1 protein-coding gene is annotated in these 26,995 nt (G+C 70.2%); it reads left to right on the top strand.

The genetic code is table 11. The annotated features are described in order from the left end of the window. The first annotated feature begins 31 nt into the window (after positions 1-31). Positions 32-26,959, top strand: a complete 26,928-nt coding sequence (locus tag ACG00Y_RS03010) for an LEPR-XLL domain-containing protein (protein WP_394475835.1) — start codon at positions 32-34, stop codon at positions 26,957-26,959. Positions 26,960-26,995 lie beyond the last annotated feature (36 nt).

The raw sequence follows: 26,995 nt of genomic DNA, 5'->3' as shown, positions 1-26,995 counted from the left end.
TGAATCAGGCATGCCCCCGAGGGAGACCGCCATGCAATGGCTGCGCCAGCTGAAGAGCCGAATCGTCCAATCTCAGCGGGCCCGTGTGGCGATGGCGGAGAAGGCGAGCCGGCCCCTGACTCGGCGTCCGTCGTTGCGGCTCGAGGCGCTGGAACCGCGCATGCTGCTGTCGGCCTCGATGGATGCTGCTGGCGTGGTCAGCGTCACCGGGACGGCAGCGGCCGACACGGTGGTCATCGAACAGATCGCGCAGGCTGACGATGGCAGCGCCACCATCCGGGTCACGCTCGACGGAAGCCTCTTGCCCGACTTCACAGGCGTCAAGTCGCTGGCCGTGAGCACGCTGGGCGGTGCCGACACGGTCACCCTGGCGGGTGAAGTCACGATTCCCACCAACCTTGACGGCGGCAGCGGCAGCGATACCTATTTCGGACCTGACATCGACACCCAATGGACGGTGACCGGCGCCGGCACGGGCGATGCAGCGGGTGCGTCGTTCAGCGGCTTCGAGCGCCTAGTCGGTGGCAGCGAGGCCGACAGCTTCACGCTTCAGGTCGGCACGACCCTGCCCGGCGGCATTGACGGCGGGCTGGGCGATGACGGCATCGTTGCGTCGGAGACGCAGGCGCATACCTGGCTCATCCACGGACCGAACGCCGGCACGATCGACGGCAGCCTGACTTTCGCGAGCGTTGAGAACCTGCTTGGCGGGCAACTCGCCGACACCTTCCTGCTGGCCGTTGGCGGCTCGCTTTCGGGCGCCATCGACGGCGGTCTGGACGACGCCCAAGCCGCCACGCCGGCTGTCGACACGCTCAGCTTTGCCGCTCGCAGCGCCGCCGTGGCCATGTCGCTGGGCGGCGACGCCCCCAGCGCCACCGACGTGGCTGCGTTCCAGGGCATCGAAGTCCTGATCGGCAGCAGTGCTGCCGACACGCTGACCGGCCCTGATGAAGGCCACATCACCTGGACCGTGAGCGGCGTCAACAGCGGCGACGTCGGTGGGGTGAAGTTCTCGAGCTTCGAGAATCTGGTCGGTGCCGACCTGACCGCCAATGACCTGTTCGTTTTTGAGGCGTCTGGATCGCTGAGCGGCAGCGTGGCCGGGGGTAGTGGCACCTACGACGGCATCTCGGTGCAGGACGGCGTGGGTGGGGAGTACTCCGTCTTCAACCCGGCCGGTCTCGACGCGGCGGGCGCCGTGGTGCTGCACGGCAAGACCATCGTCTACACCGGCATCGACCGCCAGGACCTGGTCGGCGGCGACGCCTTCAACAAGATCATCTTCGGCACCCTCTTCAATGACCGCTTCGTCATCGAGGACTACGGCACGGCCGCCGATGGCCAGATGCAGGTGCGCTTCGTCGGCTTCAAGTTCTTCGACGGTTTCAACTACAGCACCAGCATCGTCTTCGACAACCCGGCCGACTCGCTGTCGGTCTACGGCCTGGACGGCGCGGATCAGTTCGAGATCAAGTCGCTGGACAGCCTGTACAGCGCCGACCTGCGTGTCTATGGCAGCCGCATGCCCATCGTGGCCGCGCTGGCGCAGGTGCCCGAGGACGACGGGTTCATCGACAGCGTGGTCATCAGCGGCAGCATCGCCACCCAGGGCGGTTTCCTCGACATCTGGGCTGACCGGATTGCCGTGAACCCGGGTGTCGTGGTTGACACCGGCGACGCGGACATCGTGCTGCGCGCGCGCCTGACCGGCCTGGCCGACCTCGAGAACCTGCTGCCGGTGTACGGCACCGCGCGCAACGTCGACATCAACGTCGGTGCCAACGCCACGCTCAAGGGCGGTGGCGTGTACCTCATCGCCCAAGCCGAGGACAAGAGCACCGCCGACGCCGCCGGCGTCCCCAAGGAAGTCGACAACTTCATCATCTCGCCGCTGCAGGGCGTGCTGGCCGACTCGCTGGCGCTGCCGGTGAAGCTGCTGGTGAAGAACTCCAGCGCCACCATCACGCTGCACGAGGGCGTGGTGATCGAAGGCAGCAGCACGGTCGGCATCTATGCCACCGCAGCTGCCGACGCCTCGGGCGTCGCCAAGGGCAGCTTGTTCAGCGTGGGCTATACGCGTGCCGTGGCCGATGCGCGCATCGACATCCAGACCGGCGTCAGCATCACCTCGGGCGCCGCCGTAGTCATCACCGCCACCGGCGAAGCCACGGCCGGCATGAACGCGTCGACCGAGCGCGAGATGGACAGCACGCAAAACCCCGGCAAGGCGCAGATCGCGTTGGCGCTGGCGGTCAGCGATGCCAACGCCACCTCGCTGGTGACGGTGGCCACGGGCGCTCACATCGAGGCTCAGCTCACGGCCAACATCACCGCCAAGGGCGGCAGCACCTCCGAAGCAGAGGCGGAGTCGGGCATCTTCGCGGACGGCAAGGCGGGTCTGGCCTTTGGCCTGAATTTCTCCAAGGCCGACATCCGCACCAGCGTCGACGGCACGGTGATCGCCCACGCCGACCCGGATCTCGGCTACACGGTGAAGATCGAGATCGACCCGCTGGCCGGGCTGAACCCCGACGGCACGCCGCAGCTCGGCTACGTCGACTACGACAACGACCGCATCTATGTCGGGCCGAACGCGCTGGTCACGGAAGACACCATTACCTATACCAACCGCCGTGGCACCAGCCTCGGTGGTCTGCGCGACGGCGCCACCTACTACGTCATCACCGGTGGCGACGGCTGGATCAAGCTGGCCGACACCGAAACGCAGGCGCTGCGCGCAGCGGCCGGTCTCGAGTACCTGAACATCATCGACCTGCGCACCGAGGTCCTGCAGCCGACCGAGAACAATAGCCACTTGTTCGGTGCCGCAGGCGTCAGTGATGCCGCCAATACGATCACCGTCCAGCGCAGCGGCACGGTGTTCAACGCTTTCGAACTGGGCCAGGCGGTGGTCTACAAGGCCCCGGCGGGCGGCACGGCGATTCCGGGGCTGGTTGACGGCGGCACCTACTACGTCGTCGCCAGCACCAATGAGCAGAACCTGCAGGGCGATTCGCGCTTTGCCGACGCGCAGGTGCTGCGCCTGGCCGAGAGCGAGAACGAGTCGCGCGCGGGTGTCTTCATCGACATCGGCGCGGCCACCGGCGACGGCCACCAGCTCTACGCCAAGCATGTGCTGGACTCCGGCTTCGCCACCGGCATCGGTATCGTTGCCCAGTTGTCGGCCACCGACAAGGCCACCGCCAGTGCCGGCCTGAACAGCGAGAACCCCGACCCCAAGGGCGTGACCGAGCAGCTCAAGGAAGTGCCCGGCAAGCTCACGCCCAATATCGCCGACAAGTTGCTGCAGGGCCTGACCTCGAGCTACCGCGACGTGGCGTCCAAGCCCGAAGCCGGCGCCAGCGGCAAGTTCTCCATCGCCGGCGGGCTGGCCTTCACCTACGCCGACCACGTCGTCACGAGCGATGTGTTGGCCAACGCGGTGCTGAAGTCCAACGAGGACCTCGAAGTCAAGGCGCTGATCACCCAGAAGTTCAACATCAGCGCGGGCAGCAGCACCAAGCCGCAACAGCTGGCGGGCGGCGGCAACAGCTCGTCCAGCGCGCCCAACAACGCCAGCGTGGCGGTGGCCATCAACCTCACCAACAACACCGCGCTGGCCACCGTGCACGGCGGCGCCAGGCTCGATGCGCTGCGCGCGTTGCGCGTGATCTCCGATGTCAGCTACCCCATCCTGACGCGCGCGGACCAGTTCATCCCGCTGTCCTGGGGCGAGTTGACGGATGCGATCCGCAACGATGGATTGAGCGCGATCACCAAGTACCTCAATCTCAACCTCGGCGCTGTCGACGCGTTCTTCAACACCTGGACCTCGGCCACCTCGGAGGCGGAGGACATCGGCGTCGCCGGCTCGGTCTCGGTGCTGGTGTTCACGAACCGTTCCGAAGCCGTGGTCGAGGGCGGCGCCGCGCTGAACCAGAACCTGGGCTGGCGCAGCGACATCGACCTGCCCGGCCAACCGGGCAGCGGCAACCCCCACGTCAACCAGGCGGATCGGCAGGGCGACGGCAAGGGTGAGCAGGTGGTGTCGGTGGAAGCCACCAACTACCAGCAGACGATCAACATGACGGGCGTGTTCTCGCTGCCCGACTTCGAGATCGACGCCGTGCCCATCATTGGCCCCTCGGCCGCGGATGCCAAGCTCTGGGAGAAGTACCGCGCCAAGAAATCGCTGAGCCTGAATCCGGCGGGCGTCAACGGCGGCACGGGCGGCGCCGGCGGCGCCATCTTCATCAGCGTGCAGAAGAACACCACGCACGCCATCGTGCAGGACGGCGCCAGCGTCTACAGCGGTCTGGACGGCGGCTTCAACATGAAGGCCGAGGAGGCCATCCTCAACGTCAACCTGGCGCAGTCCTGGGCCAACGGCAAGACCTTCGCCATCGGCGGCACGGTGCTCTATGCCGGCCAGACCAGCGACACGCTGGCGCTGCTGGGTGCCGCCGCCACCGTGACCGGTCGCGACGCGCGCCTGTACGCAGGCGACCTCACGACCAATGTCACCTGGGCCGGCGGCATCGCCGCGGGCGAGACGCTGGGCGTGGGCATTTCGGTGGCCATCAACGATCTGGACCGCCAGACGCGCGCGCTCATCGGCGCCGCCAATGCGGTGGCCGGCACACCCGTGTCTGCCGTGCAGCGCATCGACGTGGCCGACGGCGTCAGCACGCTGGCCAAGATCGACGGCGACATCTGGGCCTTCACCGTGGCCGGCGCCGTGGCCAAGCCCGACAACGACACGCCTGCCAACGCCACCGCGACGCAGGCGCCACAGAGCCCAACGCAGGGCCAGTCGATACCCGGCGTGCCGGCTGCCGCGGGTGCGGCAGGCGGCAGCAACAACGAACCCAAGGCTGGCATTGCGCTGTCGGGCGCGGTGTCGATCAACCTGGTCGACGATCAGGTCCAGTCTTCCATTGCCGACGCGGGTCAGGTCAAGGCCGGTTTCGTGGCCGTGGACGCCGAGAACAACCTGGGCATCCTCGCAGTGACGGGCAGCGTGGCGTTCGCGAAGGTGAACAGCGGCTCCGCTGCGGTGGCACTGGCGGGTGCCTTCTCGTTGAACAAGATCGACGGCGACACCCGCGCCTCGGTGCAAGACACGGCCTTCGAGCTCAGCGGCAATGCCCGCGGCGAGGCCACCAGCGTCGACACGCTGCGTGTGCGTGGCGACAACCAGTCGCGCATCATCTCGCTGGCCGCGGGCGGCGCCGGCGCGATGGCTTCGGGCCAGAGCACCAGCGGTGGCGGCGGTGGTGGGAGTTCCGCGGCAGTGGCCCTGGCCGGCTCGGTGACCGTCAACCTGATCAGTGGCGAGACCTCGGCCTACTACGGCTACAGCACGGCCGCTCTGGCCACTGGCGACGCCCGCGTGACGGCCAGCGACACGTCGCTGATCACGGCGGCCGCCGGCGGTCTGTCGCTGTCGTTTGCCAGCGGTCAGCAGGGCAGTTCGCTGGCCGTGGCCGCAGGTGTGTCCGTGGCCGTCAACATCGTCGACGGTGGCGCGCGCGCCAACGTGACCCATGCATCGCTGACCTGGGCCGACGGCGCCGCCGGCAACCTGACGGTGCAGGCCACCAGCGCTCAGAAGATCGGCGCCTACACCTTGGCGGCAGCCGTGGCCGGTGCCATCGGCGCGCAGGGCAGCGGCGTGGCCGCAGCTGTTGCCGGCTCGGGTTCGGTCAACCTGATCGACGCCGACACCGAGGCCACCCTGCGCGACAGCACGGTCAACACCGGCGTGGGTTCGATCAGCGTGCTCGCGGCCGACAAAACCGCCGTCCAGGTGCTGGCCGGCGGCATTGGCGGCGCGCTGGGCTTCTCGTCCTCGTCCACCACGGTCGGCATCGCCTTCGGCGCGGCCTTTGCCGTCAACAGCATCGGCCACAGCGACGCGAACAACGTGCTGGCCGAGGTCAGTGGATCGAGCGTTGAAGGCGGCGGTGATGTCACGGTCGACGCCCAGTCGATGTCGAGCATCTCCGCGCTGACCCTGGGCGTGGCCGGCAGTGCCAGCGTCTCGGGCAGCGGCGCGGCGCTGGCCGGCAGCCTGGCCGGTTCCTTCAGCTACAACCGCATCCGCAACAGCACACAGGCCAAGCTGCGTGCCGACAGCAGCGTCGATGCCGGTGGCAAGGTGGCCATCACCGCCACCGACGACAGCAGCGTCAGCGCCGACGCCGGCGGCTTCGCGGTGGCCATCGCCGCCAGCGGCAGCAGTGCCGGCATCGGCCTCGCCGTGGGCGCCGCGTTGTCGATCAACGAGATCACCGGCAGCGTGCGGGCCGAGATCGACGCCAGCACGGTGGCGCATGCCAGCGGGCTGACCGTCGCTTCCGTGTCGAGCGGCAGCATCGACGCGCTGAGCCTGGTCGGCAGCCTGTCTGCGGGCATCGGCAACGTCGGCGTGGCCGTGGCCGGCGCTGGCGCCGCGTCGAAGAACGAGATCGCGCGCACGGTCGAGGCGCGCATCTACGCGTCGTCCGCCACGCTGGACAGCGGCAGCGTCACCGTCACCGCCACGGACAGCGCCGACATCGACGCCGACTCCGGCGGCGCCGCGCTGGCCATCGGCGCGGGGACCAGCTCCGCCGGCGTGGCCGTCGGCATCGGCATCGGCCTGTCGGTCAACAACATCTCCAACACCATCACGGCTGCGATCGACGGCTCGACGGTGGTGGCCAGGGCCGGCACGCGTGTCGAGGCCGAATCGGCGGCATCGATCCGCGCCTATTCCTTCGGCGTCGCGGGCGCCGTGGCGGCCGGCTCCAGCGCCGGCATCGGCATTGCGGGTGCGGGCTCGGGATCGGGCGGCTACATCGCCAACACGGCCACGGCGCGAATCCACAACAGCACGGTGACGGCCGGCGGCCCGCTGACCGTGCGCGCGACCGACAGTGCCGTCATCGACACCATCGCCGGCGCGGGCGCACTGGCGGTCGGCGTGGGCGGCAGCGTGGGCGTCTCGGTGGCCATCGGCATCTCCGTGGCGCTCAATGACATCCGCAACAGCACCAGCGCGACGGTCAGCAACAGCACCGTGCTCGACAGCGGCGATGTGCTGATCGACGGCGCTTCCACCTCCAGGATCACGGCACTGACCGTGGCCGGCGCGGCCAGCGTCGGCGTCGGCGTCGACGTGGGCGTGGCCATTGCCGGCGCCGGCGCGGTATCGCTCAACAAGATCCACAACACCGTGCAGGCGACGACGCAGGACGCCAGCTTCCAGCTGCGCACCGGTGCTGCCTATGCGGTCACCGCCGCCGACAAGGCCGCGCTGAAGGCCGATGCGGCCGCGCTGTCGTTCGCCCTGGCCGGCGGCATCTATGCCGGTGTCGGTGCGGCCGTCGGGGCCTCGGTGGCCATCAACGAGATCGGCAACACCACACGGGCGTCCGTCGACCGCGTCACCGTCACCTCACGCAATGGCGGCACCCTGGGCGCGGTGCGCGTGACCGCCGACTCCGACGCCAAGATTGATGCGCTGTCGGTCAGCGCCGCAGGCGCGGCTTCGGTGTCCCTGTTCGCCGCCGTGTCCGTGGCCGCCGCCGGCGCCGTGTCGCAGAACGCGATCGCGAACACCACGCAGGCCACGGTCTCCGACAGCGTCTTCGCCCGCTCCGGCAGTGTCACCGTGCGGGCGGCCAGCGACGCCGAGATCATGGCCAACGCGGTCGGCGCCTCGGTCACCGCCGCCGTGGCCATCGGCGCCGTGGCCGTGAGTTTCGGCATCGCCTTCGCCGACAACCACATCGACAACATCACCCTGGCTCAGGTCGACGACTCGGGCTTCGACAGCGCGGGCACGATCACCGTCGAAAGCGCCTCCAGCGGGCGCATCGATTCACTGGCCGTGGGCGCCTCGCTGGCCATCACGGGGGCCATCGGCGCCGTCTCCCTTGCCGGCGCGGCCAGCGTCACCAACAACACGGTGACCAACGACACCCAGGCCCTGGTGCTTTCCAGCGCACCCGGCGTCGCTTCGCCGGACGAGGGCCTGCGCGCCGCCGGCGACATCCGCATCAGCGCCAGCGACGACACCGGCATCAAGGCCGAGAACGTGGCGGCAGCACTGGCCATCTCCGTGGCGATCGGGGGTGCGGTCGCCATTGGCGCTTCGCCGGCCACCAACAACGTCGACAACCGGGTGCGCGCCAATGTGGACGCATCGCGCCTGCAGTCCACCGGCGGACGTGTCGATGTCGACGCCACCTCGGCGAACCAGATCGAGACCTTGTCGATGGCCATCGCCGTGTCCGGCTCGGTCGGCGCGGCCTCTGGCGCCGGGTCGAGCGCGATGAACATTATCGGCGGCAGCGGCGACGCCGCCACACCGCACCTGACCGAGGCTTCGATCACGGGCGGCTCCACCGTGCTGGCCGGCACCGCGCTGGGCGTGAAGGCGACGGACAGTTCCGACATCTCGGCCGTGGTGGTCGCCGCCGCCGCAGCCATTGCCGGAGGCGGCATCGCGGTGGGCGTCTCGCTCACCGACAACCAGATCGGGGGCAGTGTCACGGCCCTGGTGGCCGATTCGTCGGCCAGTGCGGGCGGCGGTGACCTGGTGATCACCGCCTCGGCGGTGCAGTCCATCAACGCACGTTCGGTCGGTGTCGCGGCGGCCACCAGCCTGGGCGCCGCCGGGGCGCAGGCCAGCGCGACGATCAGCAATACCGTGTCGGCGACGGCACGCACGGTCACGCTGTCCGCCGCCGGCCAGGTGCGGGTCGTGGCCAGTTCCGACCAGTTCGCTCGCGCCGAGACCGACGGCGTCGGCGCCGGCTCAGCCGGCATCGCCATCACGCTGCCCACCACCGACATCGGCGGCAGCACGCTGGCCGCGCTGGGCGGCGCCAGCAGCATCACCGCAGGTGGCGGGCTGGAGGTCAAGGCCGATTCGACGTCGGAGGCCGAGGCGCAATCGATCGCGCTGACCATCGGTATCGCCGGCGCCACCGGCGTGGGTGGCGTCACGCGCATCCACCGCACCACCGATGCCCATGTCGGCGCTGACCACACCGAGGCCTCGCCCACGGCCAGCAGCATCACGGCCACCGACGTGGTCATCGACGCCACGTCCACCGCCACCGCCAGCACCAACGCCTATGGCGGCGCGGGTGCCGCCATCGCCATCGCGGCCTTCGTGCCTTCGGCCACCATCGACGGTGCCACGCGAGCCTATGTCGGCCGGGCCACGACGCTGAATGCGCGCTCGCTCGACATTGACGCCAAGTCGACCGAACACGTCGACACCGACGCCGTCATCGTCGGCGCAGGGGGCGCCACGATCACGGTGGCCAAATCCGACGCAGTCATCCGGAGCCAGACCGAAGCCTTCGTCGGCGCCCATCGCACCGGCCCGGCCGGCGGTGGCGCCGCGACGCTGCGCCTGGACCAGGCCGCGACCATCGACGCCGTCAATGATTCCAGCGCCACCTCCCACATCACCGGCGTGAGCGGCGGCCTGCTCACCGTCTCGGTGCTCAACCCCAACGCCATCGACAGCGCCGCCGTCAGTGCCTACGTCGGGCGTAGCGCCGACCTTCAGGCCGGCACGCTCGCCGTGCGCGCCGATGCCACGTTGCGCACCGACGCCAATGCCTCGGCCTTCGGCTTCTCGGCACTGGGCAGCGGCGCGGGCGTGAACACGGCGTCCACCATCGACGGGCCGGTCGAAGCCTGGATCGGTGGCGCCCAAGGCGAAAGCCTGGCGGCCGGAACGACGGTGGTCGACGTGGCCGGCAGTGTGGTGGTCACCGCCACGTCCGACGCGCTGGCCGTCACCGACGCCTCGGGCGTCACGGTCGGCCTCGGCGTGGCCATCTCGGGCATGGTGCCCAAGGCGACCGTCGCCACGCAGACCGCGGCCTGGGTGGGCTCGGGCGTCACGCTCGAAGCCGGTTCGCTGGACATCGAGGCCACGGTGGACCAGCGCAGCGCGCAGTCCAGCACCAACCTCGTCAACGTCAGCCTGGGGCTTGACGTCGGCGTCACCTCGGCGGTCGCCGAGGTCTCGGGTGCGGCGAAGGCCTTTGCCGGTGGCAATGCCAGCACGCTGGACATCGCCGGCGCGATGAAGGTGACGGCCGAGACGGCCGCAGGCACCGCCAGCGCGCGCACGCAACTGGGCGGCGGCGGCACCATCAGTGTCCAGGTGGCGCTGGCCAGTGCATCGAACAACGCCAGCACCCAAGCCTGGATCGCCGACGGCACGCACATCATTGGCGCCGGCAGCGTCGCAGTGAAGGCCGACTCCAAGGACGCCGCCTACGCCACGTCCAACGTCGCCAGTGGCGGCCTCATCAGCGGCCGCGGCACGAAGGCGCAGACCACGGTCACGCCGAGCACCCTGGCCTGGGTGGGCCGCGACGTGCGCCTGGACACCCGCGGCGCGCTCCGGATCGACGCCATCGCTCAGACGGCCGAAGGCGATGCCAGCGCCACAGCGGCGGGCGGGGGCCTGATCTCGGTCGGCGCCGCGGTGTCAGACATCAACATTCGCCCCACGGTGCAGGCCTGGGTTGGCGGCGGCACGCGCATCGACACCGGCGGCGACCTTGCCGTCAACGCCGAACTGCGCCAGCAGCAGGGCGGCCTGCAACTCGACGACAACCTGGCCCACAACGGCGTCAGCATCGGCGACAACACCATCGCCTTCACGCGCCACGGTCTCACCACCGGCGACGTGGTGACCTACAGCGCCAACGGCGGCGCTGCCATCGGCACCGCCACGTCCGTCAGCCCGGCCGGCGTCACGCTGGTGGCTGACCGCGACTACGGCGTGATCGCCGTCGACGCCAACACGCTGGCCCTGGGCGCTGCCACAAACGGCACGGCGCTGAACGCCGGCAGCCCCTTCCCGCTGGGCGCGGGAACGTCGGGCGTGGACACCGACCGCGACCTCATCGTCTTCGGCGGCCCGCACAACTTCAACACCGGCGACCGCATCGTCTACACCGGCGGCGGTGCCGCTGGCGACATCGTCGCGCCCGGTTCCTACTACGTGCGCGTCATCGACGACCGCACCATCAAGCTGGCCACGGCGCTCACCGCGCCCGTCACCTTCAACGCCACGCAGGGCGGCCTGGTCAGCAGCGGCAACCGCCTGAACCTGGCGGGCTTTGCCGACGGCGACCTGGTCACCTACCGCGCGCCGGCCAGCGCCGGTTTCAGCAGCGACGCGGTCGACCAGGCCGGGCCCAACGGCCAGGGCGAGTTCACGGCCAGCGACAACAACGAGATCTACATCAAGAACCGCATCGACACCAATGGTGACGGTGCGCCGGACGCCGACGTGGGCCATGGCCTGGCCAATGGCCAGGTCGTCACCTACCGCACCAACGGCGCCAACATCGGCGGCCTGATCGACGGCGCCACGTACAAGGTGCAGGTCATCGACGCCTTCCGCGTCAAGCTCAGCGGCACCACGCAGGCGACCGTCCCAGGCCTGGTGTTCGACCGAGTGGCCAGCGCCGTCGACACGATCACCCGCAGCGACGCCGGCGGCAGCTGGGTGGCCGACGGCTTCGTGGCCGGCCAGAAGATCAACATCACGGGCACCGGCAGCAACAACGGCGAGCGCACCATTGCCAGCGTCAGCGCCACGGTGCTGACCTTTGCCGGCGACGTGCTGACCGACGAGACCAGCGGCGCCACGCTGCGCAGCGCCGACATCCTGCTGGACCCGAGCACGTCGACCGCCGGCGTGCGCCACCTGCTCGTGCCGGTCACGCTCGGCGGCCTGCAGAGCGGCCTGAACTACACGGTCGTCAACAGCTCAGGCGGAAGCTTCCAGCTGCGCGGGCCTGACGGCGTTATCGTGCCCGCCATCAGCGTGGGCAACGCCCAGGGTGTGCATCAGCTCGGCAAGGAAGGCGTGGCCCTGGCTGCCAGCGGCGGCACCCAGGCCAACCACCAGCTGCGGCTGGACCTGACCGACACCACCGCTGACGCCGTCAACCTGCTGCTCGGCCCGGGCGGCGTGTCGCTGCGCCAGGTCAGCCCGCCCATCGGCGACGGACAGTCCTCGTCGTCCGCGCGCGGTGCGGGCGGCGCCTTTGCCGACGTGCAGGTGCCCGAGGCCACGGCCGACTTCTTTGCCGACGTACAAGCCTCCATCGACGCCGACCTCGTGCGCAGCGGCGGCGACGTCAGCATCACGACGCTGTCGGCCGGCGCTGTCTCGGCCTTCGGCAACAGCCGCTCGGGCGGCTTCATCCAGGTGGGCGTGACCAACGCCAGCGTCGACTACGACAGCCGCAGCAATGCCTTCGTGGGCCATGCGGCGCCGGGTGTCGTGCGCGGCCTCAGCGACGAGGGTGCCTCGCCGCAGATCAACGCCAGCGGGGTCAACATCGAAGCGGCGGGCGACTTCAAGCTCAGCGCCATCACCGACGTGATCACCAGCGCGACCGCCTCGGGCAAGGGCGGCGGCTTCATCTCGGTGTCCGAGGCCACCGCCACCAACGACGTCATTGCCCGCACCAACGCCGTGTTCGGCAGCGGCGCCACGGTCGATGCGCGCACGGTGGATGCCAGCGCGCTGGCGCGCAACATCCTGCCCATCGCCCGCTCCGAGGCCACGGCCGGCGGCTTCGCCGGTGGCGCCACCGCGCGGGCCGACAACGACCTGACCAGCAGCACCCTCGTGCTGCTGGAAGGCACGGCCGCCGGCTTGACCGCCATCACCGGCCGCCAGGGCATGGACATGGAGGCGCGCCACTTGATGGTCAACGCCGTGCGCGACCCCGACGGCCGCTGGTACGGACTGTTCGGCGGCTCGTCCGAGCCGGGCGACAACTCCGGCTCCGTCAGCAACCTCATCGACGGCGATGCCGGCGTGGTCGTCACCGTGGCGCCGCGCCCCGGCAGCGCCACCAGCAGCGCCGTGCCCGCCGGCCCGCTCAACAACGTCGCCGGCTTCAACAGCCTGGCGCTGCTGGGCCAGGCCAACAACGGCTTCATCAGCGACGGCATCTCCGAGGACCGCCGCGCCATCGCCTGGAACTCCGACGTCGTCGTCGGTGCCGGCCCGGCGCCCGAGCTGTACGTACGTGCCGACGGCACCATCGACCGCGCCGTCAACGTCACCGTCAACGGCCAGGCGCATCCGGCGCCCGGCACGCCGGTGGGCGCGCAGATCGAGGTCGGCGACATCGCCAACAACCAGCTCGGCGAGATCGTCTTCCAGGCGCGCAGCGAGATTTCCGGCGGCCAGCAGATCGGCAGCCACTACTGGGGCACGTTCACGTTTGCAGACGGCTTCGACACGGTGCGCATCACCAATGCGTCCGACAAGCCGCTGCTGATCAACGGCATCGACCTGATCGACCCGCAGGGTCAGCCGCGCGTGCACCTGGACCGCGGCGGCGACCCCGTGTCGCTGAACTTCCGGCTCAACGAGACCTACGAGCCGGCGCTGATCGACATCCGCAACCTGGGCGCTGCCGACATCACGCTGCGCTACGGCAAGAAGATCAACAACCCGATCGGCGAGACCCGCATCCTCAACACCGGCGGCAACATCCTGGCCGAGGCCGGCGCCAACCCGGCGGGCACCTACCTGATCACGACGGGCAAGCTGGGCGACGAGCACAGCGCCACCGTGCCGGCGGATTTCGAAGGCGAAACCACACGTCGCTACGAGGGCGTCATCGCCTTCGCCACCAATGGCGCGGCGCCCGACAGCCTGACGCGCAACGATGGCGGCAGCTGGCTGGCGGAAGGCTTCGTTGTCGGCGACCTCGTCAAGATCGAGGTGGCCGGCCAGACGCCTTACGTCGTGCAGATCGCCGCCTTCACCGGCGGCAACCAGCAGACGGCCGTGCTGAACACGCTGGAGGCGGTGCTGCCCGGCACGTCCGAGGCGCTGGTCAGCCGTTTCCACGGCATCGAGGCCAAGGGCTCGGTGGGCTCGGCGGCGTCGCCGGTGCGGGTGGAGCTGATCAACGCGCCCACCCAGGTCTCGCAGACGTGGGGCGAGGCGGGTGGCAACCTGTACCTGGACCTATCCGCGCGCTTCCGCGACTTCTTTGCCGAACCGGCCGGCGGCGTGACGCCGCACATCGACACGCTGACCGCCGGTGGCGACACTGTCGTGCGCCTGGGTCAGAGCGTCATCGAGGGCGGCCGCCAGGCCGCCAACGGTGTGCTGGTGACCGTGCAGAACCGCAACAGCTACCCGGAGAGCGGCACTTACTACAGCTTCTACCGACCCGAGCCCCTGGTGAACGGCCAGCCGGTGCGCGCGCTCTACCCGGCGGCCGCCGTGGCCACCGGCACCGCCACTGCGGTGGATGCGACCTGGACCTTTTCGCTGGCCGAGGCCGGCGAGCATGTGCGCATCAGCGCCGCTGATGCCGGTGACCCCGATGCCGACACCCGCGTGGTCAACATCCTGGGCGTCAGCAACATCGAGGCCGGCGGCGAGTTCGTCGACATCCTCACCAACGGCTTCATCGGCAGCGAAGCCGACCCCTGGCGCGAGATCGTTGCGGTGGATGCCACCGACGGCGACGACCTGCGCGTGGGCGGCATCCGCTCCACGACGGACAGCGTTTTCCTGCTGGCACCGCGCAGCATCGTCGACGCCGACGCGAGCGATGTCGACACCAGCTCGCTGGCCGACATCGGCGGCATCCACATCACGCTGACGGCCCTGGCCGGCGCCGTGGGCAGCACCGGCAACTTCATCGAGACCGACCTCGTCGACAGCGTGGCCAGCGGCCTGCGCGTGGGCGACAAGAGCGGCGCGTTGACGGTGGCCGCCGAGCGCTCGGTCTACATTGAGGAGATCGCCGGCAACCTGCGCGTCAACACCGTGCTGGCCAACCGCGGCGACGTGTCGCTGGCGGCGCGCGCCGGTGACATCCGCGACCAGCGCGCCGAGGTTGCCGCCGATGGCGAAGACCTGCCCAACATCACGGCGCGCCGCGTCGACCTGGCGGCCCATGCCGGCAGCGTCGGCCAGTTCGGCAACGATCTGGACGTGGACAGCGGCGTGGTTGCCGGCGCCTATGTGCGCGACGGCCGCGTCTATGTGCAGGGCGATGCCGGCGTCTACCTGAGCGAGACCGACCGCGAGTTGAACCTGCTGGCGGCGCGCTCGCTGGCCGGCGACATCCGCCTGACCGTGCCGGACACCGTGCTGACGCCGGTGTTCCTGAACGGCGACCCGTCGCTGGTGCTCAGCACGGGCGAAGACCTCTACCTGCTGGCCGGCGACGGCGGCGAAGGCGCGCAGATCGCTCAAGGAGCGGCGCTGACCGTCAGCACCGGCGAGGCCGTGGCCGCACTGAGCGTGATGCTGTGGGTGGGCGACAACGTGGTGACCCAGTCGGTCAACCGCGTGCTGGCCGGCACCGGCATACAGATCCGCGGCGACGAGCGCCGCAAGGCCGACGGCAGCCTGGACCCGACGGACCCCGACGTGGGCTTCGGCAGCACGATGCTGCTGCGCGGCACCATCGGCAAGTCCGGCGCCCCGGCGGACCTGGCCCAGGCCAATGCCAACGCCAAGAGCTTCACGCAGATCTTCGGCAACGACGACAGCGACAGCTTCCAGTTCTACGAGACCGACCTGGACGCCAACACCAGCGCCTACGGCAGCGCCACCGTCACAGTGGGCGCCAACCTGCCCACGGCCAACAGCGATGGCGAGGACCGCTTCACCGTCACCCGCCTGGGCTCCATGCACGTGGACCGTTTCGGCATCGGCGACACGCTGACGCTGGACGGCCAGGCCGACACCGACGCCGTCGTGGTCTACACCACCGGCAGCCAGGGTGCCGAGCGCAACCATGTCATCAACGTGCTGGACACCGGCGCGCTTGACGACGGCGTGGACGAACTGTCCATCTTCGGCATCGATGGCAGCGCGGCTGCCGGCGCCACCGACGACATCTTCCTGCTGCGCCGCAGCACCACCATCCCGTCCGAACTGGCCACCGCGCCGGCCTTCGTCGCGTTGCTGCATGGCTCGCTGGACCAGGCCCGCACGGCCAGCGCCGATGGCAGCGTGCGCTCGCAGGCGGTGCAGCGCATCAACTACGACGCCAACCTCAACGGCCGCCTGCAGGTCTTCGGCCTGGGCGGCAACGACTACTTCGCCGTCGACGACAACAGCGCCATCACCAGCCTGGACGGCGGCAGCGGCGACGACGCCTTCCAGATCGGCCAGCTCTACGGCAGCCAGCGCCAGCCGGCCAACCTGCCGGCCAGCGACGCCTTCGAGACCATCGCCACCACGCGCGGCTATGTCAGCCGCGGCGCGTCCGCGCCCCTGGTGGCCCAGGGCGGCAGCGGCAACGACAGCTTCAACGTCTACGCCAACAAGGCCGAACTGCGCCTGGAAGGCGATGCCGGCGACGACTTGTTCATCGTCCGTGCCTTCGCTCTCGCTCAGACGGACGCCAACGGCGACATCAAGCTCGATGCCAACGGCGTGGCTGTGCCGCTGCTGACCAGCGATGTCTCTACCGCGGCGCAGATGAACGTGCGCCCCGGCGACGGCAACGACACGGTGCAATACAACATCAACGCGCCGGTGTCGGTGGACGGTGGCAGCGGCTTCGACAAGGTCGTCGTGCTGGGCACCGAGTTCGCCGACAACTTCGTCATCACCGAGAACGGCGTGTTCGGCGCCGGCGTCAACGTGCGCTTCGAGAACATCGAGGTACTGGAGGTCGACGGCCTAGAGTCCGACGACGACTTCTACGTGCTGGGCACGCCGGTGGGCGTCATCACCCGCGTCATCGGCGGCCTGGGCAGCGACAGCATCAACGTGGGCGGCGACGTGGCCGAGCCCATCGTCATGCAGCAGCTGGAGGGCAGCTCCAGCAGCATCGGCCACAGCGTCACGGCACCCGGCTCGCTGTACGACGGCATCGCGGTCGACGGCATCGACCCCACCGTGGCCCAGGCCAGTACCGGCGCGGTGGTCATTCGCGAGAGCGGCGGCAGCACCGAGGTGCGCGAAGGCCTGACCGGCAATGCGGCCAGCGTCGACACCTACCAGGTGCGCCTGGCCTCCCGGCCGGCCGAGGGCGTGGCGGTCTACGTCACCGTGTCGGCGGCCCGCTCCAACCGCGAGGAGCAGATGGCGGGCGGCGACGGGCTGTGGCTGGCGCGCACGCTGCCCTCGGGCTTTACGCGTGACGTGGCCATCGACGGCCAGACCGTCGTTACGCCCGACCGCGCGCTGGTGCTGAAGTTCACGTCCGCCAACTGGGACCAGGAGCAGGCGGTGCAGGTCTACGGCGTCGGCGATGCGCTGGCCGAAGGCGAGCGCACCGTCACCGTCAACCACAGCGTGCGGGCGATTGCCGAGGACGCGTCGCTGAACAGCGCGGCCAACGACCAAGCGGCGTCCATCGCCACCTTCGACTTCGCCAAGGTGCGCAATGTCGAGGTGACCGTGGTCGACGACGACGCGCCCGAGCTGATCTTCACGCAGAGCGACGGCGGCACGCTGGTGCTGGAAGGCAGCCTGACGGCCGACGCCGGAGGCTTCACGCCCGGCATCGCCGACAGCGTCAACCTGCGCCTGGGCCAGGCGCTGACCGGCAGCCAGACGGTGACCGTCACGCTGAGCTACGACGCGCAGCAGGTCACGCTGGCCGGTGCCGGTGTCACGCTGCTGGGCGGCGGCCAGGCGCGCGTCACATTCGACGCAGCCAGCGCGGCCACAGGCATCAACATCGCCGTCACGGCGGTGGACGACGCCACCCGCGAGGACTTCAAGCGCAGCTTTATCAACGCCGCCGTCAGCGCCACCAACGGCGCACCGGCCTATGCCGGCCAGCTGGCCCAACTGGCCGTCAGCGTGCATGACGACGACGCCCCGGGCGTGCTGGTGCTGCAAAGCGGCGGCAGCACCCAGGTGGTCAAGGACGATGCGGCCACGCCGGGCGACCAGTCTGTGGCCGACAGCTACACCGTGCGCCTGACCCAGGCGCCGGTGGGCGATGTCGTCGTGGCCATCAACACCGACGGCCAGGTTCTGACGGCACCCACGTCGCTGACCTTCACCGCCAGCAACTGGTACGTGCCGCAGACCGTCACCGTGACGGCGAACGCCGGGTTCGATGCGGCCAGCCTGCCCATCGACCCGACCACGCAGAAGGTGTGGGCGCCGCAGCAGCATCTGCTGACCAAGCTGGGCGGGCCGCTTTCCGTCGTGGGCGGCACGCTGGGCGAGCGGGCGCTGATGCCCGCCGTGCTGCTGCCGACCGAGCTGAATGCGCCGCTGTTGCAGATCGGCACCCAGCCCGACGAACGCGACCAGATCGACACGCTGAACATCTTTGACGACGCCAGCCGCGAGGACAAGGTCGGCGTGCTGAGCGCCACCGGGCTGACGGGCTTCGGCCTGGCGCCGGACCTGGTGGTGGGCACCAACAGCTTCGGCGAACCCGGCGTCTTCCCCGGCGGCATCACCTGGGGCGACGCCGCCACCGGCAAGTCGGGCATTGAGGTGCTCAACCTGCTGATGGGCGAGGGCAACGACCGCCTCACCATCACTGGCACCCTGGTGCCGGCCGATGAAGGCCGCGACGCCAACCGCGGCCCGGCCCGCCACGGCACGCTGACCACCGTGCATGGCGGTGGCAACCTGGCGCTGACGCCGGGCGGCAGCGCCATCAGCGGCGACACCATCACCGTCACCGGCGGTGCCGGCGCCAGCTCGCCGCTGGTGGTCTACGGCGACACCTCGCAGGACGGCACCTGGTACAGCGGCATGGCCAACCAGACCAGCCGCGGCGACAACCTGGTGCTCGGACCCAAGCTGTTCGACCAGGTCGGCACGGCGGACGACCTGTTCCGCTTCCCGCGCGCCAACCCCTTCCACCAGGCTGGCAACGACGTCATCGACGCCAGCGCGCTGTTCACCAGCGCTGACGCCAACAGCACGACGCTGGGCATCGTCGTCTACGGTGGCGCCGGCAACGACACGATCCTGGGCACCGGCGCGGGCGACCACCTGGCCGGCGGCTCGGGCGATGACCGCATCGTCGCCAACGGCGGCCTGGACATCGTCTACGGCGACTCCGGCTTCAACGTCGACCCTATCACCCGCACGCTGGTGGTGGTGACGGCCGATGCCGGCGTCGGCACGCTGGCCTTCGGCCCGGTGCGCGATGGCCTGGTGGCCGGCGCGGACAGCATCGAAGGCGGCACGGGCGACGACGTCATCTTCGGCGACCACGGCGTGGCGCAGCAGGACGTGCCGCGCGGCCGGGTGTATGCCGACTGGGCCGCGGCCAGCGGCCGGGCGGCGGTGTTCGGCTATGCCACAGGCAACGCCAGCATCAGCCAGTTCAGCCTGGCGGCCAGCGACAAGCTGCTGACCACTGGTTTCATCCAGGACCTGCGCACGGCCCAGCCGGGCAACGGCGCGGCCGACAGCATCCTTGGCGGCGCGGGCCGCGACCGCATCTTTGGCGGCAACGGCAGTGATGTGATCGACGGCGGCAGCGAGTCCGACGTTATCTTTGGCGACCAGGGCCATGTCAGCTACCTGGGTGCCGACTACTTCGGCAATGTCGAGACCGGGCTGGCCGGCCTGGGCACGCTGGACCTGCTGGAGAGCGTGGACACCGCGGCCGCCTTCGGCGCGGCCGACACCATCACCGACGACGTCGGCAACGACATCATCGTTGGCGGCCAGGGCGGCGACAGCATCGATGCCGGCGCCGGCCAGAACATCGTCTTCGGCGACCACGGCCGCATCCTGGGCGTGGACAGCGGCGCCAACCGCCCGGTGGGCACGCCCGCCGGCACGGACGACGACTACCAGGTGCAGGTGCTGGGCCTCGTCACGTCCATCGACTGGGGCGCCATCAACGGCGCGGCCAACGAGTTCGGCAACGGCAACGACAGCATCCGCAGCGGCGTGGGTCGAGACATCCTCATCGGCGGCGGTGGCGACGACCTCATCGACGCCTTCGCCAGCCAGGGCGGCACGGCCGCGCTGGACGGCAGCAACATCGTCTTCGGCGACCACGGCCTGGCGGACTACCTGGCCTCCGAGATCCTGCAAGGCAGCGCGCTGAACCCGCAGCGCACCGACGACATCGACCGCGTCTGGTCCATCGCCGCGGCCAGCCGCATCGGCGGCGCCGACCGCATCAACGTCGGCAACAGCCATGACATCGTCATAGCCGGCACCGGTGCCGATGTGGTCCAGGCCGGCGACGGCCATAACATCGTCTTCGGCGACAACGGCCAGGTCAGCACCGGCACCGTCGACGAGGCGGCCACGCCGTTCTCGGTGCACCTGTTCACGGTGCAATCGATCGCGTCCATCGCCTTCCAGGACGCCGACAACGGCGCCGACAACATCACGGCCGGCAGCGGCAACGACGTGCTGCTCGGCGGCGGTGCGAGCGACGAAATCCGCGCCGGCGCGGGCGCTGACCTGGTCTTCGGCGACCAGGGCCTGGCCGAAGCTGTCCTTGCGAATGGAGCCGGCGCCTACCTGCCCACGCAGAGCCTGCCGGCCTTGGCGCCCGAACTGCTGCTGGCCGGCCAGCGCACGCTGGCCTTCACCGCCATCAACACGACCACCAACACCGGCAGCGGTGACGATCTGGTCTACGGCGAAGACGGCAGCGACATCATCCTGGGCCAGCAAGGCCAGGACGTGGTGTTCGCCGGCAACGGCGACGACATCGTCATCGGCGGCAGCAACGTGGTGGGCGCGCTGGACGGCGACGACCGCCTGGACGGCGGCACCGGCCACGACGTGATCGCCGGGGACAACGCCGACATCTACTTCCGCCCCGACAACCTGGACGTGCGCTTCGCCACGCTGACCGGCGCCACGCTGTACAGCGAGGTGGCCGGCGCCAGCGAGGGCCGCTCGCAGACGGCCTCGGTCGACGCGCTCGGCCGGCCGCTGAACGCCGACCCCGACGGCGTGCTGCCCGCAGCCGCCACGGCGCTGCTGCCCACGCACCGCGAGTACCGCATCCGCCTGCTGGACCACAGCGCCGCGCTGGAGCAGCAGGCCGACAACCCGGCCATCCGCGTCTGGGGTGACGACCGCATTGCGGGCGGCGCTCAGGACGACGAAATCTTCGGCCAGCTGGGCGACGACATCATCGAAGGCGACGGCTCCATCCTCGGCGCACCGGTCGGCGCCACCATCACGGCCGGCGGCGCGCTGGTCGTGCAGGCCTCGGCCGAGAACCTGGCCACTGACGGCGACGACTACATCGAAGGCGGCGGCGGCAACGACGTTGTCTTCGGCAACCTGGGCCAGGACGACATCATCGGCGGCAGCTCCAGCCTGTACGGCTTCGCCACGCCGACGCTGCGCCCCGACGGCGCCGACATCCTGTTCGGCGGCGCCGGCCTGCGCATCGACCGCAACACGCTGGGCACCGGCGGCGAGTCGCGCACCAGCCTGATCGCCGAGCACGCCTTCGACGCCGACGTCATCACCGGCGACAACGCGGTCATCCTGCGCGTGCTGGGCGCCAATGGCGCGCCGCTGCAATTCGCCTACGACGCCACGGTGGACATCGGCTCCGACCCGGCCGCCCCGCAGCTCACCGAGCCGCGCGGCAGCGAACGCATCGTCGTGCGCACCTTCGACCTGCTGGACTACACGCCGGGCAACGACGCGGCGGCCATTGGCGGCAACGACCTCGTCAAGGCCGAGGACGGTGACGACATCGTGCACGGCGGGCGCGGCAACGACGTGCTCTACGGCGACGGCTGGGACGACGACCTGTACGGCGGCACCGGCAGCGACCGGCTGTTCGGCGGCAGCGGCGAGGACGGCCTGGTCGGCGACGACGGCCGCATCTCCACCAGCCGCAACGGCGTGGCCGAGCCGCTGTACGGCATCACGGTCAGCACGGAACGCATGATCGAGCTGCCCGGCCCGTTCACCGGCGCGGTGGTCGACCTGAACGGCTACCTGAAGAAGACCGTCAACCTGCTGGCCTGGGAAGGGCAGGGCGGGGACGACGTGATCTACGGCGGCCTGGGCGACGACTTCATCCACGGCGGCGACGGCAACGACGCGCTCTCCGGCGCCGAGGCGCTGGCCCCGTTCTACGACGACGTGCGCGCCGCCACGGCAGCCCCGTTCCAGTACGACACCGTCACCCGCAAGCTCGACTTCTACGACGCCGACGCGCCGCTGCTGAAGGTCGAGAACTTCCTGCTGAACTTCGACGCCTTCAGCCAAGGCGTGCTGATCGAGGACGGCAAGGACTGGATCTTCGGCGACGGCGGCCATGACGCGCTGTTCGGCGGCACCGGCCACGACCGCCTGTTCGGCGGCCTGGGCGACGACTATCACCAGCTCGACGACAACCTCGACACCAACGGCGGCGCGAACGACGAGACAGACGACGCCACCGACGTGCAGAACACCGGCGGCACCGGCGACTTCGCCTACGGCGGCGGCGGCCTGGACGTGCTGATCGCCAACACCGGCCACGACCGCATGTTCGACTGGACCGGCGAGTTCAACAGCTTCATCGTGCCCTTCGCCCGCTTCGGCGCGCCGACGGTCAACCGCCTGCTGGCGCCGCACACGCAGGCCTTCATCACCGAGCTGGCCTATGCCGGTGGTGCCGACCGTTCGCTGGCCGAGCCGCATGGCGAGATCGGCTTGGTGAACCAGGACGACCCCGAGTGGAACGAGCAGCACGGCGCCCCGCGCGACCCGCAGCCCGGCAACGGCCATGCGCGCCACGACGACGCCGGCGGCAAGGAAGACGACCGCACGCTGGCGCCGCTGCAGACGGCCCATGGCAGCACGCCCAGCGGCGGCGTGCCGGCCGCGCCGGACACGGCGGTCATCCAGGTCGAGAGCGCCATCAACGCGCTGCAGCCGCTGGCGCCCACGGCGGCCGAAGACGCTGACCTGCCCACCGGCCCGGCGCTGGCCGCCGGCACGGCGCTGACGCTGACCTATCTGGTTCAGAACCTCAGCCCGGATGGCGCCCCGATCAGCGATGTCAGCCTGCTCGACGACGCCGGCACGCCCGGCGTGCTGAGCGACGACATCGTGCCGGTCTACGTCAGTGGCGACGATGGCGACCTGCTGCTGGAGGTGGGCGAGGCCTGGCTGTTCTCTGCACCCGCGGGCAACCTTGCCAAGGCCGGCCTGCAGCGCCACGTGGCCACGGTGCTCGGCACCTCGGCGGCCGGCAACGGGCTGCTGGACAGCGACCTGCTGCACTACAACGGCAACGGCATCAGCACGCCGACCGCGGCCATCCGCATCGAGAAGGCGGTGAACGCCGCCGACCCGCGCAACCCGACGGCCACCGAAGACGCCGACAGCGCGCCGGGCCGGACCTTCGCGGTGGGCACGCCCATCACCTGGACCTACCTGGTCGTCAACGACGGCACCGAGGCCTTGCAGCTCACCGGCATCGTTGACGACTTCGGCACGCCGGCCGTTGCCGGCGACGACTTCACGCCCGCTGCCGTCACGGTGACGGAGGGTGGACAGACCTTCAATGTCGGTGACTTTGACCACGACCACCTCGTCGACAGCGGCGAGACCTGGCAGTTCACGTCGGCCGGCACTGCCGCCGGTGGCTACGTGGCGGTCGCTGGCGCCTATGCCAACGTCGCCACGGTGCGCGGCACCGGCGCGGTCAGCGGCACGGCCGTGCAGGACAGCGACGCGGCCCACCACAACGGCCAGGCCACGCCGCAGCCACTGGGCGTGCGGCTGGAGAAGGCCGTCAACGCGGTCAACCCGAACGCGCCCACGGCCTACGAAGATGCCGACAGCCCGACCGGCCCCATCCTCGCGGTGGGCAGCACGGTCGTCTGGACCTACCAGCTGTTCAACACCGGCGGCACCGCTTTCGCGGTGACCTCTCTGCGCGACGACGCCGGCACCGTCAGCGTTAGCAGCGACGACTTCACGCCTGCGGCGGTGCTGGCTTCCAGCACGAGCTTCAACGTGGGCGACATCGACCGCGACAACCTGGTCGACACCAGCGAGGTCTGGCTCTACCGCGCCACCGGCACTGTGGCCGCCGGCCAGTACGCCAACACCGGCCTCGTGACGGTGCGCGACCCGGCCAGCGCGGCCACGGCCACCAGCGCCGACCTGGCGCACCACTTCGGCAGCGCCGCCGGCCTTCAGGTCGTCAAGGCCATCAACGCCGACCGGCCGTTGTCTCCGACGGTCGTGCAGGACGCCAACAACGCCGCCTCGCCGGTCGTCGTGGTCGCCGGCTCGACGGTGGTCTTCAGCTACGCGGTGCGCAACACCGGCAACGATGCGCTGCGCGACGTGGTGCTGGTGGACGACGCCGGCACCGTGGGCGTGCCGGGCGACGACTTCACGCCGGCAGCGGTCACGATCACGTCCGGGGGCAGGGTCTACAACACCGGCGACTACAACCGCAACGGCCTGCTGGACCGCGGCGAGGCCTGGCTCTACACCGCCGTCCGCGCGGCGCCAGAAGGGACATACACCAACTACGCCAACGTCAGCGCCACCAACACGGTGAACCTGGCCACGCTGCGCGACGACGACCCGGCCAACCTGTTCGGCGCCGTGGCGCGCATCGACGTCGAGAAGGCCATCAACGCCGCCGACCCGGCCAACCCGACTGCGGCCGAGGACGCAGATGATGCCGCCCAGCCGCTGCTGCTGAACCTGGGCACGCCCATCACCTTCACCTACCTGCTGCGCAACACCGGCAACGGGCCGCTGACGGTGAACTCGCTGCGCGACGACGCCGGCACGCCGGGCGTGACGAGCGATGACTTCACGCCCGCCGCCGTGCTCAGCGGCGGCTTCAACATCGGTGACGCCGACCGCGACAACCTGTTGGACGTCGGCGAAATCTGGCGCTACACATCAGCCGGCACGAGCGCCGGCAACGCCGTGGCCGTGACCGGGCTGCACACCAACATCGCCACCGCCACGGGCACCGACGGCCGCACCGGCCGCACGACCAGCGACAGCGACGCCGCCAGCTACCGCGGCCAGGAAGGCGCCATCCGCATCGAGAAGGCGCTCAATGCGGTGCACCCGCTGTCGCCCACCCGCTATGAAGACGCCGACACGGCCACCGGCCCCATCCTGGCCGTCGGCGCGTCGACGATTTGGACCTACCAGGTCTTCAACCAGTCCGGCGCGGCGTTGAGCCTGCTGGACCTGGTCGACTCCGACGGCTTCTCCCCGGTCTACGTCAGCGGCGACACCGACCCCGACGGCCTGCTCGGCGTCGACGAGGTCTGGCTGTTCACGTCCGCCGGCGTCATCGGCGCACCCACGACGGCGCTGCTCGGCCAGCATGCCAACACCGCGACGGTGCTGGCGCAGGACGACAACGGCCAGCGCTACAGCGACACCGACCTGGCGCACTACCTCGGCACGGTGCGCGATGGCCAGTCCGGCATCCGCATTACCAAGGCCATCAACGCCGTCGACCCAACCCGGCCCACGGTTACGGAGGATGCCAACGACGCCGACCACCCGGTGCAGCTGACGGCGGGCGCCGTGCCGGTCTTCACCTTCCTCGTGCAGAACCTGGGCACGCGCGCGCTCTCGGGCGTCAGCGTCCTGGACGACGCCGGCACCGACAACCCGTCCGACGACTACCAGCCGCTGATCGTTCGTCAGGGCGCCAACATCGTCGGCGACAGCGACCGCGACGGCCTGCTGGACCCGGGCGAGACCTGGCGCTACACGACGCAAGGGCTGAACCTGGCGGCACCCGCCGCAGGCGCCCACGTCAACGTTGCCCAGGTTCGTGGCACCGACGTGGTGACCGGCACCGTCGTCCGCGACGACGACCCGGCGCACTACCTCGTCACCGCGCCGGTCCATGGCGAGGGCCGCATGACCGGCGGCGGCAGCGTCTTCACCGAAGACGGCATGCGCGTCACGCACGGCTTCACGCTGCACTGCGACATCGACGACGGGCCGAACAACCTGCAGGTCAATTTCGAGGGCAACCGCTTCCACCTGGAGCAGTTGCTCGATGTGGACTGCTTCGACGACCCGGCGCTGAACCACCTGCCGCGCCAGGCCCCGTTCGACACCATGGTGGGCGAGGGCCTGGGCCGCTTCAACGGCGTGTCCGGCTACCGCATCTGGTTCACGTTCACGGACAACGGCGAGCCGGGCAAGAAGGACTTTGCCCGCATCGAGATCCGCGACCCGCAGGGCCAGCTGGTGCTGTTCGTGGCCGGCAACCTGCGCAACGGCAACCAGCAGGCGCATCCGGAGAACCAGACCGCGGTGCTGCTGGCGGAGGAGGCACCCGCCGCGTCCGCACCAGCTGCCCAGGCCGTGACCGACGAGCAACTGGCCAGCCTTGTCGCGCAGGCCCGCCAGGCCTGGGTGGCCACCGGCGTCACGGCCGCGCAACTCGCGCAGCTCGATGCCGTGAAGGTGAGCATGGCCAGCCTGACTGGCCTGACATTGGGCGAGGCGGACAGCGACGCCGGCCTGATCCGCATCGACAGCGACGCCGCCGGCTGGGGCTGGTTCGTCGACGCGACGCCGCAGGACAGCCTGGAGTTCGTGCAGACCGGCAGCGGCCTGGCCGCCGCTTCCGGCGCTGCGGCCGGGCGCATGGACCTGCTCAGCGTGCTGACCCACGAGATGGGCCATGTGATGGGCGTGGGCCATGACGACCATGGCGTCATGCACGAGGACCTCGCCGCCGGTGAACGCAGCATCGATGCCAGCGCGTCGTCCAGCGAGGCGACCGCGCCGGTGTTCAGCATCGACTGGACCGCCACCACGGTGCGCGAGCCGGTGCTGGCCGCCGTCGCCGCGCGCGGCAAGCCGCTGAGCTGGCAGGACCGCTTCGTCAGCCACCTTGGCGCGTCGCCCGAGCGGCTGGACCCGAACGCCGCGCTGCGCCTGCACCTGGCCGTGTCTACCCCAGTGGCGAACAAGCTGCGCGTGCTGGCAGACTGCGCCGAGTGACGCCGTCACACACATCGACCCGAACCCGAGCCTTCC

Source organism: Pelomonas parva, from assembly GCF_043555835.1.
Taxonomy (GTDB): domain Bacteria; phylum Pseudomonadota; class Gammaproteobacteria; order Burkholderiales; family Burkholderiaceae_C; genus Pelomonas; species Pelomonas parva.
The sequence above is the reverse complement of the archived record's forward strand: the minus strand, read 5'-3'. Positions and strand labels throughout refer to the sequence as shown.